Annotated in this window: 11 protein-coding genes, 1 riboswitch and 1 other annotated feature; of the genes, 4 read left to right on the top strand and 7 right to left on the bottom strand. The window is 39.9% G+C overall.

From position 1 onward, the window contains the following. Positions 1 to 13: 13 nt before the first annotated feature. The 4 genes from leuS to NSQ61_RS10730 form a co-directional block, all read right to left on the bottom strand. Positions 14 to 2,428 carry a leucine--tRNA ligase gene (leuS, locus tag NSQ61_RS10715; protein ID WP_094245290.1) on the bottom strand — a complete coding sequence of 805 codons (2,415 nt, stop codon included), beginning with the start codon at positions 2,426 to 2,428 and terminating at the stop codon, positions 14 to 16. 67 nt (positions 2,429 to 2,495) lie between these two features. Then, positions 2,496 to 2,716 (bottom strand) — a binding site (T-box leader). A gap of 89 nt (positions 2,717 to 2,805) precedes the next feature. After that, positions 2,806 to 3,957, bottom strand: coding sequence for a diglucosyl diacylglycerol synthase (locus tag NSQ61_RS10720; protein WP_063386583.1), 1,152 nt, complete (start codon positions 3,955 to 3,957; stop codon positions 2,806 to 2,808). Between the two features lie 477 nt (positions 3,958 to 4,434). Beyond that, positions 4,435 to 4,824: a GntR family transcriptional regulator gene (locus tag NSQ61_RS10725; RefSeq protein ID WP_311067003.1), complete on the bottom strand. Its 390-nt coding sequence runs from the start codon at positions 4,822 to 4,824 to the stop codon at positions 4,435 to 4,437. Between the two features lie 455 nt (positions 4,825 to 5,279). Then, positions 5,280 to 5,543, bottom strand: a complete 264-nt coding sequence (locus NSQ61_RS10730) for a YtzC family protein (RefSeq protein WP_063386581.1) — start codon at positions 5,541 to 5,543, stop codon at positions 5,280 to 5,282. Positions 5,544 to 5,702: 159 nt separating this feature from the next. Here NSQ61_RS10730 and NSQ61_RS10735 point away from each other — a divergent pair, with 159 nt between their 5' ends. Both NSQ61_RS10735 and NSQ61_RS10740 read left to right on the top strand, forming a co-directional pair. Beyond that, positions 5,703 to 6,668, top strand: coding sequence for a TIGR01212 family radical SAM protein (locus tag NSQ61_RS10735; protein ID WP_066249458.1), 966 nt, complete (start codon positions 5,703 to 5,705; stop codon positions 6,666 to 6,668). After that, positions 6,665 to 7,240 (top strand): class I SAM-dependent methyltransferase, encoded by a 576-nt coding sequence (locus NSQ61_RS10740; protein WP_063386579.1) that lies wholly within the window; start codon positions 6,665 to 6,667, stop codon positions 7,238 to 7,240. The genes NSQ61_RS10735 and NSQ61_RS10740 overlap by 4 nt, the downstream gene beginning before the upstream one ends. A 31-nt stretch (positions 7,241 to 7,271) precedes the next feature. Here the strand turns inward: NSQ61_RS10740 and NSQ61_RS10745 are convergent, their stop codons facing one another. Both NSQ61_RS10745 and NSQ61_RS10750 read right to left on the bottom strand, forming a co-directional pair. Beyond that, positions 7,272 to 8,351, bottom strand: coding sequence for a tetraprenyl-beta-curcumene synthase family protein (locus tag NSQ61_RS10745; protein WP_063386578.1), 1,080 nt, complete (start codon positions 8,349 to 8,351; stop codon positions 7,272 to 7,274). A gap of 36 nt (positions 8,352 to 8,387) precedes the next feature. Next, positions 8,388 to 9,167 carry an alpha/beta hydrolase gene (locus NSQ61_RS10750; protein ID WP_063386649.1) on the bottom strand — a complete coding sequence of 260 codons (780 nt, stop codon included), beginning with the start codon at positions 9,165 to 9,167 and terminating at the stop codon, positions 8,388 to 8,390. Between the two features lie 67 nt (positions 9,168 to 9,234). Here NSQ61_RS10750 and NSQ61_RS10755 point away from each other — a divergent pair, with 67 nt between their 5' ends. Beyond that, positions 9,235 to 9,762, top strand: coding sequence for a gamma carbonic anhydrase (locus tag NSQ61_RS10755; protein ID WP_063386577.1), 528 nt, complete (start codon positions 9,235 to 9,237; stop codon positions 9,760 to 9,762). A gap of 172 nt (positions 9,763 to 9,934) precedes the next feature. Next, entirely contained in the window at positions 9,935 to 10,465 is a 531-nt protein-coding gene (locus tag NSQ61_RS10760; RefSeq protein WP_063386576.1) for a phosphatase PAP2 family protein, read from the top strand. A gap of 49 nt (positions 10,466 to 10,514) precedes the next feature. On the opposite strand, the gene metK is transcribed toward NSQ61_RS10760, so the two are convergent. Beyond that, positions 10,515 to 11,720: a methionine adenosyltransferase gene (metK, locus tag NSQ61_RS10765; RefSeq protein WP_063386575.1), complete on the bottom strand. Its 1,206-nt coding sequence runs from the start codon at positions 11,718 to 11,720 to the stop codon at positions 10,515 to 10,517. 205 nt (positions 11,721 to 11,925) lie between these two features. Next, positions 11,926 to 12,117, bottom strand: a riboswitch (SAM riboswitch). Between the last annotated feature and the right edge of the window lie 39 nt (positions 12,118 to 12,156).

The following is a 12,156-nucleotide window of genomic DNA, read 5'->3' on the forward strand; positions in this document are numbered from 1 at the left end:
TTGATATTCAAGCTTAATTGGCTACGATGTTGACAAGCTTGCCAGGAACAGCAATCACTTTACGAACGGTTTTGCCTTCAAGCTGTTCTTTTATTTTTTCATCATCCATCGCGATTTTTTCCATTTCCTCTTTAGAAGCATCGTTTGGTACAAGCAGCTTTGCCCGCACTTTTCCGTTGATTTGAATGACAATTTCCACTTCATCTTCGACAAGCTTTGATTCATCCCATGCCGGCCACGATTCATAAGCAATCGTTTCAGAATGGCCGAGTTTTTCCCAAAGCTCTTCGCAAATATGCGGAGCAACCGGCGATAAAAGCTTTACAAAGCCTTCCATATATTCTTTCGGAAGAATTGTCGCTTTATAAGCTTCATTAATAAATACCATCAGTTGCGAAATAGCTGTGTTAAAATGCAGATTTTCATAATCCTCCGTTACCTTTTTCACTGTTTGGTGATAAATGCGTTCAAGCTCTTGAGACGGTTCATCGACGATTTTCGGATTCAACTCGCCATTTTCCATTACAAACAGCCGCCATACACGATCTAAAAACCTTCTTGCGCCGTCGAGTCCTTTTGTTGACCATGCAATGGATGCATCAAGCGGACCCATGAACATTTCATATAAACGGAGAGTATCCGCTCCGTGGCTTTCAACGATTTCATCAGGATTGACGACATTTCCTTTTGATTTGCTCATCTTTTCATTGTTTTCGCCGAGGATCATTCCTTGGTTAAACAATTTTTGGAACGGTTCTTTCGTCGGAACTACTCCGATATCGTATAAAAATTTATGCCAGAAACGTGCATACAGCAAGTGTAAAACAGCATGCTCAGCCCCGCCGATATAAATGTCCACAGGCAGCCATTTTTTCAATTTTTCAGGATCAGCTAATTGTTCTGAATTGTGCGGGTCAATATAGCGCAAATAGTACCAGCAGCTTCCCGCCCATTGAGGCATTGTGTTTGTTTCGCGCCGCCCTTTTTTGCCTGTTTTCGGGTCAACGACATTCACCCAATCCTCAATATTCGCTAAAGGTGACTCACCGGTTCCCGAAGGTCTAATTTCATCTGTTTCCGGAAGCACTAACGGCAGCTCCTCTTCAGGAACAGCTGTGATCGTGCCGTCTTCCCAATGGATGATCGGAATCGGTTCACCCCAATAACGTTGACGGCTGAACAACCAGTCTCGGAGACGGTATGTCACTTTTCTTTGTCCTTTTTTGTTTTCCTCCAGCCATTTGATCATCGCTTCAATTGCTTCTTCTTTATTCAATCCGTTCAAAAAGTCGGAATTTACATGCTCGCCGTCTCCTGTATAAGCTTCTTGTTCGATGTTTCCTCCAGCGACAACCTCTTTAATCGGCAGGTCAAATTTTTTCGCAAATTCATAGTCCCGTTCATCGTGGGCAGGCACGGCCATGATCGCACCTGTACCATAGCTCATTAAAACATAATCGGCAATCCAAATCGGCAATCTTTCTCCATTGGCAGGATTTACAGCATAGGCTCCGGTAAACACGCCTGTTTTTTCCTTCGCCAAGTCCGTTCTTTCGAGATCGCTTTTACTTTTAATTTGATCTAAATAGGCTTCCACCGCTTCTTTTTGTTCCTCGGTTGTAATTTCTTTCACAAGCGGATGTTCAGGCGCAAGCACTGTATACGTAGCACCGAAAAGCGTATCAGGACGAGTAGTAAAAACAGTAAAGGTTTTATCAGTTCCATCGACTGTAAAATGAACTTCCGCACCTTCCGACCGGCCGATCCAATTTCGCTGCATTTCCTTTATGCTTTCCGGCCAATCAAGCTCTTCTAAATCTTCCAGCAGCCTGTCAGCATATTCGGTGATTTTTAACACCCATTGTTTCATCGGACGGCGTTCAACAGGATGTCCTCCCCGTTCGCTTTTTCCGTCGATGACCTCTTCATTTGCAAGAACAGTTCCGAGTGCCGGGCACCAGTTGACGGGCACTTCATCAATGTAAGCAAGTCCTTTTTCATAAAGTTTTAAGAAGATCCATTGCGTCCATTTGTAATATTCTGGATCAGTTGTATTTACTTCCCGATCCCAATCATAGGAAAATCCTAGTGATTGAATTTGTCTGCGAAAATTATCAATATTTTTTTTCGTAAATTCCGCAGGATCGTTGCCGGTATCTAAAGCATATTGCTCAGCCGGAAGTCCAAATGCATCCCATCCCATCGGATGGAGAACATTGTATCCTTGCATCCGTTTCATTCGCGCCAAAATGTCGGTTGCCGTATAACCTTCAGGATGGCCTACATGAAGACCAGCTCCCGAAGGATACGGAAACATATCCAATGCATAAAACTTCGGTTTATCGGAATCATCCTCTGTTTTAAATGTTTTGTTTTTTAGCCAATAATCTTGCCATTTTTTCTCAATCTCACGATGGTTGTAAGACATGTAAAAATCCTCCTTTGCTATATATATGTATAAGCGTCAAATAATAAAAAAACTCCCATCCCCACGACGAAGGGACGAGAGACAATTTCCCGCGGTACCACCCAAATTAGCGCAAATGCACTCACTCTGTTCCGTAACGTGGAAACACGTCGGGCATTAGTCTGTACCGGAATACATTTCACACCCGCAACTCAAAGGGGAGTTCGTGAATAAACAACGATTGACTTTCACCTTCCGTCAACTCTCTAGACGCCTTTATCCACTACTGATCCTTTTCACCGTTCTTGCTTTTTCATCCACTTATCATATTGTTATTTTAATGAATTTTATGAGTTCATGCAAGTCAATGTCGAAAAATTTGGATTTCAGTCTAATAATTAATAATTGACAGACCCTTTCAAGCTTGAATCAAGCAGCATTTCTGCTTCATTTAAAATGTCCTGCAAGATCGTGTCAGCAGCGTTTGGTCTATATAATTCAGCAATGCTCATTTTCATTTTTTCCATTTTTTCAGGGTGGTTAAATAAATCATTGACCGTCTCTTGAACTTTTTCAAGCTTATTGATGACAACCGCCGCCCCTTTTGCTGCAAACAAATCGGCATTCTCCCTTTCCTGCCCCGGAACAGGTTTATAGAGAATAAGCGGAACTTTTAATGCGGCCGCCTCGCTGAGAGTAATCCCTCCAGGCTTTGTTATCATGCAGGAACAAATGCGAAAGAGCTCATCGATTCTTTCGACATAGCCAAAAACTTTTATTCGATCCGGGTGAATATACTGAAGCGGTTCAAGCTCATCTTTCAGCGATTGGTTATTTCCGCATACAACGACTATTTGCATGTCATCTCGTGTAAAAAATGATTCACACAAATCTTTTACATTTTTTAAAACTCCATGTGCGCCTGTAGCAATTAACAAAGTTTTCTTGTTCGGATCCAAATTGTATTTTTTATATAAATCGATCGTTTCCATTTTTTCTTCAAACTGCGGCCGAATAGGAATTCCGGTTACTTTGACAAGCGCTGGATGGATGTTGAGCATTGTCAGTTTTTCCTTCACATCGTCGCACGAAACATAATATTTATCAATGTTTTTATGAACCCATACTCGGTGAAGACAAAAATCGGTCAGCACATTAAATGTCGGGATGAACACGCCTGTCCGCGTGCGATATTCAGGAACAACTGAAATAGGAAATGTATTAATGATGATGTCAGGATTTATCTCCCTTACTAGCTGATTCAACTTGCGGTGTCCAAGCTTCAAATACAAATTCATAATGCGTTTGTTAGACATTTTGTCCACACTATAATAAAATAACCGATAAAATTGCTTACCGATGGAAAAACTTTTCAAATATAAATATCTTGTAATTTCCGCCATAATTGGATGAGACTCGCTAATTAAATCAGAAACTTTTACGTTGTTGATTCCCATCTTATGCAAAGACTGCTCCAATGTTTTAGCAACTTGGATATGACCGTTTCCATAATTTGCCGTTAATATTAATATCTTTGGGTCTTTTAACATTTTATTCACCTCAACTTAAAGCAGCTCAACAATTAGAACGAACTAAAATCAAAATAGTTTCACTTTAAATGTATATTTCCTTTTATAATTTTAGGAGAAAAAAATTAAGAATCCTTTATTATTTTATTACATTTACATTTCACTGGAAATTTTCGTTTTTTTTGTTGGTTGCAATAGCTAAAATGACAAATATATGGATTGGGATTTTTTAATGGTTCCAACAAAAAATAATTCTGCCCGTTTACTCGCATGGTTCATACAAGAATCTTACCGATACGCATTGGTTTAATTGAATTTATGCCGTTTTTCCGGGATTTTTTAGCTAGCTAATGGGCAGCCAAAGCTGCATGAATAACACCGAGAAGAATAAGATATGCCCTCCGAACAAAGTTTTTCCTTTATCTTTTCTGAACCGTTTTAGCCAAACAAGCTGAAACTCACGCTGCAGAGATTCAAATACTTTTTCTTTGCTAAACTTTATTTATGAAAAGCATTGGCAAATTCGTTATTCATGTCTTTCATCCATTGGTATATTTGTTCAAAGCTGATTCCTGCATAAAATGCGTCGATCATAATTTGCCGCAGCTCCTCTTTAATTATTTCAATTTTCTCTTCATCCAGCTTTTTCTGCACCATTTTCGATACAAATGTCCCCCGTCCTCTCAGCGTTTCAATCAAGCCTTCTCTTTCCAGCTCTTTATAAGCCTTTGAAACCGTGTTAGGATTAGCGATAATCATGGAAGACATCTCTCTTACAGAGGGCAGTTTATCGCCAGGCTTTAACACACCTTTGATACATAGTTCTTTCATTTTTTTTATGATCTGCTCATATATCGGAGTGGCACTTCTCGGGTCAATTTCAAACATCAAATACCCTTCTTTCTTACAAAAAGGACTCTTTTGTATTATGTGTACTACATTATATAGTACACATAATACAGAAAAGATGCAATCAACATTTTCTGATTCCGCATATAAAAAACACTGAATGATTTCACTCGTTCGGGGGCTCTTGATCTTAGGGAAAAATTATGATGTACATAGTCGTATAGCAGCTTTTGCTAGAAGTTTGACTGATGTTCAACAAACTGATCCCGATTTTGTTTTAAAATGTAATCGTTCATTCGCATTGAGCCGAGCTTTTATATCGGTAATTGCGCAATCTGTTGAAAGATATTTTTATTCTATATTTTCGTTTTTATTCCAAAAACCATTCTTTCCCTATGCAAATTTATATATAAGATCAAATCGGCTAAAGAATAAATGAAAAATCATAATTGCAATTAAAGGGCAAGCCTACAATCAGGCTTTGCCCTGGAATTTTAATGATCGAGCAAAATCATCTCATTTTGAAGGTGCTGCAGTTGAAGGCGCATGCGGTGAAGCTGCTCCCGCTGCTGGTCATTTGCGCTTAAACTGAGTTTTTCCACTTCTGCAAGTGCATCTTGAAGCTTTTGCTGTGCATTTGTATATTCTTCATCATTGTAATGCTCCTGTTTCAGCCCTTCAATATATTGCTCATTTGCATATTCCAATGCTTGCTGGCAATGTTGAATGCACTCTTCCACGGATTGTCTAGTAGCCAAACAAATCCCCTCCTTGATGAAGAATTTTCTTCATCAACTGTATTTTTCGCTATTTCTGCAAGCTCCATCATGAAAAAAGCTGGTAAATTCTTATTTGAGATTGGTTTGGCAATCATGGTAAAATGTCTTGATAGTATATCGAAACAGGAGGAGTAGGAATTGGCGAACCACAATCCATTTCCGTATACGAATGACAACAAACGGTATCATACATGGAATTACCATTTACGAAATACATTTGGAGATAAAGTGTTTAAAGTTGCTTTAGACGGAGGATTTGACTGTCCAAACCGCGACGGTACGGTAGCACATGGCGGGTGTACGTTTTGCAGTGCCGCAGGGTCGGGCGATTTTGCCGGAAACAGAGCTGATGATCTTGTTACGCAATTTCACGACATTAAAAGCAAAATGCATGAGAAATGGAAAAACGGAAAGTATATTGCTTACTTTCAGGCATTTACAAACACTCATGCACCCGTGGAAGTTCTTCGTGAGAAATATGAAACGGTATTAGGTCTCGAAGGAGTTGTCGGTTTGTCCATTGCTACAAGGCCTGACTGTTTGCCTGACGATGTTGTTGATTATTTGGCGGAATTAAATGAGAGGACATATCTTTGGGTTGAATTAGGATTGCAAACCGTTCACCAGCGGACCGCTGATTTAATTAACCGTGCGCACGATTATGAATGTTATGTGGAAGGAGTTAACAAGCTCAGAAAGCACGGAATCCGAGTTTGCACACACATCATAAACGGTCTTCCGCTTGAAACGTACGATATGATGATGGAAACTGCAAAAGAAGTTGCTAAGCTGGATGTTCAAGGAATTAAAATTCATCTGCTCCATTTGTTAAAAGGTACACCGATGGTTAAGCAATATGAAAAAGGGATGGTGCGCTTTTTATCCTTTGATGAATATGTACAATTAGTTTGCGATCAGCTAGAGGTACTGCCTCCCGAAATGATCGTTCATCGCATTACAGGCGACGGTCCGATCGATTTAATGATAGGGCCGATGTGGAGCGTTAACAAATGGGAAGTGCTGAATGCCATTGATGCCGAACTCGAAAAACGAAACAGCTACCAAGGGAAGTATTATACAAAAGATCGAGTGATGTCAAAATGAACCTCATTCGCATTCTTCCATTTGCAAAAAAATTGATGGCTTCCGCTGTCCAAAACGGCGATATCGTTATTGATGCAACAGTCGGGAACGGACATGATACCGTCTTTTTAGCACAACTCGTTGGCGAACAAGGTCATGTGTTTGGATATGATATTCAAAAACAAGCGCTTGAAGAGACAGAAAAACGGTTGAAGGAATCCGGTTTAATCGACCGTGTTACTTTGTTTCATTCCAGTCATGATGACATTTTCAATACGATTCCGAAAAAACATCACAATCATATCGCCGGTGCGATGTTTAATCTCGGTTATTTGCCCGGTGGCCAAAAAAACATTGTGACAAAACCAGAATCAACTATTGAAGCAGTAAAGCAGCTTTTATCCATATTAAGACCCGGTGGAATGATCGTGCTGGTCGTTTATCACGGCCATCCGGAAGGAAAACGTGAGAGAGATGAGCTTCTTAAATTTGCCGAACAAATCGATCAACATACTGCTCATGTACTTGAATATCGTTTTTTAAACCAAAAAAATTCCCCTCCGTTTATTGTAGCAATCGAAAAAGCAAAATAGCCGGGAATAATATCCCGGCTAGCTTTATCCATCAAGAAGATTTAATCAAATTCCATTTTCGGAACGTTCGATATGCCCTAGCATTCACATAAAAGAAAACGGAGGTTGTTCCTCCTTTTTTTATTAATTTTTTAGCCAGCTTTCCTAAATCTTTATGTACTAATACTTTGTCATCAGATAAATAAATGCCGAGCAATCCGCGGTTAATTAATTTATGAAAATTTTCGTTCGGAATACCTTTTAAATTTTTGTCCGCTTCATGTACAAAATGAGCTAATCGTTCCATCATTTCTGATGTGCTTTCATAAAAACTGCAAAAATTTAAATCGCCCTCCAATTGATCCTCCTCTTGATCAATAAAGTAATCCAATAAAATGTGAAGCCCTTGCACATATGGAAAGTAACCATCTTTAATTTTTTTGGCAATCGCTTCGTTAAAGCTGGGCTGAAATGCATAGGCGACTAAACAAAAAATGCCCAATGTCGATCCAGCGCAGGCAGAAAATTCATACCACCGCATATCCGGGAGGGAAGATTTATATTGTTCGAACCACTGTACTAGCCTTGGCACTCTTTCCTCTTCTATTACATGCTTATGTACTTGCAGTTCACAATAATATTCGCAAAGCTCCATCAAATAGCCAGCTATAACCGGATAGTTCTCCAATTGGCTCAGCATTCTTTGGCATGTCATGACAAGCTCTTTTAAATATCCGCCGTCATCTTGGTCCTCACGAAATTGGTAGTAATTTTTTAATTCTGCATGAATCGACAGCGCATCCTTCATTGATTGGTGCAGCATGCGGAAATCTTCCGGATCAAAAGAAGTGCTTCTGTCGCATAAATTATCCAAGTAATCGCTAATCGTTTGATAAGCAACGATAAACTCTATGCATTCCTCTATATGAGAGTTCGACAAAAGCGCTAAAATGCTTCCTCCTTCGCAATGAAATGCCTTCGTATTTATGCTTGCAAGCGCCTGCTTTCTCAATTCAGGATTCGGTATTTCCTCAGCCTTTTTTTTCCACCCATCTAAGTAATAATGGACGGTCGGAAGAATTTCCCTATAAACTCTTGACATAAGGCTGATAGGGTGTTCAGGTATACTCAAAGATCAACTCACCTCTTCATTGTAAAATTCCAGTGTTTATGTTAAATGGCTTTCTGTAAATCTCAACGCATCTTGAAAAACAAGTTCTCTTTCCGGTTCATTAAAAATTTCGTGATATAGTCCTTCCCATTCTTTATAGCTCTTTTCCGTGAGATTCAACTGACTATACCATTTTTGAACTGCTGATTTATCAACAATTTTGTCTTCTCCTCCCTGCATGACGAAAAGAGGGACATCTGGAAACTGCGGAAGCTGCTGAAATACTAGTTCAATGGCATGAAGAAGCTCTCTGTACCAGCGCACAGAAACTTTTCTTACGTAAAGGGAGTCGTTTCTGTTTATGTCTTGAATTTCCTTATTTCTCGTTGCCATCTCAACTGTCAAACCGGAATCAAAGCGTACCCTAGGCGCGAAAATATTTAATCCTTTTGCCAAAAGATCGAGCGCTTTACTCGGTTTTTGCAAAATTCCTAAACATGGCGAAGATAAAATGACCCCGTTTAACGGAATTTTATTTCTCTGCAGCGTACGTATGGCTATTAAACCGCCCATGCTATGCCCCAGCAAAAAAAGCGGCAATTGGAAAGATTGAGCCTCCCTGATCCAACGGTCAACTTCATCAATATATTCATCAAACGATTGGACATGTCCCCGTCTGGAGGATGAATTTCCTTGTCCTGGCAAATCCCCCATGACAACATGGTACCCGTTTGTTTGCCACTTTTTTATCAGCCATTTGTAACGTCCATGATGTTCTCCAGCTCCATGAATGATGACAATCGCAGCTTTAGGAGTAGAACTTACCCATTTCCACATAATTAACTCCTTTCCGAACATGACGGAAAATTTGTTATAATATGAAAAAAAGAAAAGGATGGTTCCCATGGTTATTTATCCATATAAAGACAAAAAACCTATAATTAGCGATTCGGCTTATATAGCTGATTTTGTCACAATCACCGGCGATGTTCAAATAGGAGATGAATCAAGCATTTGGTTTCAGACGGTTATTCGCGGTGACGTCGCCCCAACTATTATTGGAAATCGGGTCAATATTCAAGACCAATGCTGTCTGCACCAGAGCCCAAATAAACCGTTAATTATTGAAGATGATGTAACCGTCGGCCATCAAGTTCTGCTCCATAGTGCGATTGTGCGGAAAGGAGCTCTAATTGGAATGGGTTCGATTATTCTGGATGGAGCAGAAATCGGAAAAGGCGCTTTTATCGGTGCAGGCAGTCTTGTCCCGCCAGGCAAAAAGATACCTGAGAAAACTTTAGCATTCGGAAGACCCGCCAAAGTGATTAGAGAATTAACAGAAGAAGATCTTCAAGATATGGAACGCATCCGTCGCGAGTATATCGAAAAAGCTCAATATTATAAAAATATTGCTCGTATGAACAACATATAAATTGCTTATAAAAACATTTTAAAACTTTCTCTTTCAAATGTCATTCTTTACCGGGCAGCTTCATGTATTTTTAAAATTTTGTAAAATTTTTATTAGATTTGTTGAAGTTTACATAAATATGAGAGAAAATTTTTTATAAGAATTTTTGCTTTTTGAAAAGAGGAACTTTAACATGGGCAGACTGCTGAATCAGCTTTACCAATTTGAGTGCAAGTTGTTCAAACTGATTAATTCGCATTTTGAACGAAAAGGACTGAATGTTTATTTTCGGTATGTTACTCATTTAGGAGGGGCTGTTTTTTCAATTGCAACATGTTTAATGCTGATGTTATTTTTTAATGAACCTGTAAAAACTGTTGCCTTGGCAAGTTCAGCTGCTCTTTTTTTCAGTCATATTCCGGTTTTCATTGTGAAAAGAATTTATCCACGCAGACGGCCTTATCTTACATTATTTGAAACAAAAGTGTTAGAAAATCCGTTAACTGACCATTCATTTCCTTCTGGACATACGACAGCTGTATTTTCAGTGGCTACACCATTTTTGCTCTTTTTTCCAGCCTTAACATGGATTTTGCTTCCTCTCGCATTCAGTGTGGCACTATCAAGAATTTTTCTTGGCCTACACTACCCTTCAGATGTGCTGGCGGGAATAGTTCTAGGAGCTTCAGCAGGCACCATCTGTTTTGTCGCATTCGGACCGTAAAAGCAAAAAGGTGTCTAATGCATGCATCGCATTGGACACCTTTTTTATTTTACAAATATTGATGAGCTTGTTCGCGCAAAGCTTCCGCTTTATCTGTGCGTTCCCATGGCAAATCTAGATCGTTGCGTCCGAAATGACCGTAAGCAGCTGTCTGTTTGTAAATCGGGCGGCGCAAGTCAAGCATTTTTATAATGCCAGCTGGGCGCAAATCAAAGTTATTGCGAATTAATTCAACTAAAACATCTTCGCTTACTTTGCCAGTACCGAACGTATCAACAGAAATAGAGACAGGTTTCGCTACACCAATTGCATAGGCCAGCTGAACCTCGCATTTGTCTGCAAGTCCGGCTGCGACAATATTTTTCGCTACATAACGAGCCGCATAAGCTGCAGATCGGTCTACCTTCGTCGGATCTTTTCCTGAGAAAGCTCCTCCGCCATGGCGCGCATAGCCTCCGTAAGTATCGACAATGATTTTTCGTCCCGTTAATCCTGCATCTCCTTGTGGTCCGCCAATAACGAAACGTCCGGTAGGGTTGATGAAATATTTTGTTTCTTCATCGATCAGTTCTTTTGGCACAACCGGATCAATTACTTTTTCTTTAATATCCTGCTTAATTTGTTCTAAAGTTGCCTCCGGATGGTGTTGAGTCGATATGACAATTGTGTCAATTCTAACCGGCTGTTCATTTTCATCATATTCTACCGTAACTTGCGTCTTTCCGTCCGGACGCAAATAAGGAATTTCTTCGCTTTTTCTAACTTCTGTAAGCCGGCGTGAAAGCTTATGGGCAATGGAAATCGGGAGAGGCATTAATTCCTTCGTTTCATTGCATGCAAAACCGAACATTAACCCTTGATCTCCAGCGCCAATCGCTTCAATTTCTTCATCAGTCATTTGTCCTTCTCGCGCTTCTAAAGCTTTATCCACCCCTGCAGCAATATCGGGTGATTGCTCATCAATTGATGTTAAAACAGCACAAGTTTCAGCATCAAAACCGTATTTAGCTCTCGTATAGCCGATCTCTTTGACCGTTTCTCGCACAATTTTTGGTATATCCACATACGTGCTTGTCGTAATTTCTCCACTGACTAATACAAGTCCGGTGGTGACAGATGTTTCGCAAGCTACACGTGCGTTCGGATCTTTTTCTAAAATGGCATCTAAAATCGCATCTGAAATTTGGTCGCAAATTTTGTCCGGATGCCCTTCCGTTACGGATTCAGATGTAAACAGACGGCGCTTTTTTGTCATTTACTGCTTCCTCCTCAAACTTAAAATGATGTTTATGGAGTGCTACACTCCTTGACATTGACACGGAACTCATTCCCTCACCACTGTTGTAAACATATCAAAATTTCGTACGATAAGAAAAACTTGGCTAAACGAGATTTCTCTTATACATAGAAAAAACCTTCCCTGCCAGAGGAAAGGTTGTTATAAACATCATTGCCTTTCACTCTTATCGTTCAAGGATATAACCTTGCATCAGGTTAGCACCATTGCTCGTCTATGAATATGGAATTCTTTCGCATCATGTTGTATGTCCATAGAATACCGGGATTTTGAAAGCCATATTCTACTGTCTTCTTTCAACGAGCCGGTTGCTGGGCTTCATAGGGCCTGTCCCTCCGCCAACTCGGGATAAGAGTATCCGTTCAAATGTATATCATACAGGAGCAAAAAAGTA

The sequence above is a fragment of the Aeribacillus sp. FSL K6-1121 genome (assembly GCF_038003725.1).
Taxonomy (GTDB): Bacteria; Bacillota; Bacilli; order Bacillales; family Aeribacillaceae; genus Aeribacillus; species Aeribacillus composti.

Bases quoted from the DNA above. Each gene is read 5' to 3' on its own strand.
- leuS (WP_094245290.1), bottom strand. From the start codon at position 2,428: ATGTCTTACAACCATCGTGAGATTGAGAAAAAATGGCAAGATTATTGG.
- NSQ61_RS10725 (WP_311067003.1), bottom strand. From the start codon at position 4,824: ATGTTTGAAATTGACCCGAGAAGTGCCACTCCGATATATGAGCAGATC.
- NSQ61_RS10750 (WP_063386649.1), bottom strand. From the start codon at position 9,167: ATGTGGAAATGGGTAAGTTCTACTCCTAAAGCTGCGATTGTCATCATT.
- NSQ61_RS10720 (WP_063386583.1), bottom strand. From the start codon at position 3,957: ATGTTAAAAGACCCAAAGATATTAATATTAACGGCAAATTATGGAAAC.
- NSQ61_RS10755 (WP_063386577.1), top strand. From the start codon at position 9,235: ATGGTTATTTATCCATATAAAGACAAAAAACCTATAATTAGCGATTCG.
- NSQ61_RS10760 (WP_063386576.1), top strand. From the start codon at position 9,935: ATGGGCAGACTGCTGAATCAGCTTTACCAATTTGAGTGCAAGTTGTTC.
- metK (WP_063386575.1), bottom strand. From the start codon at position 11,720: ATGACAAAAAAGCGCCGTCTGTTTACATCTGAATCCGTAACGGAAGGG.
- NSQ61_RS10740 (WP_063386579.1), top strand. From the start codon at position 6,665: ATGAACCTCATTCGCATTCTTCCATTTGCAAAAAAATTGATGGCTTCC.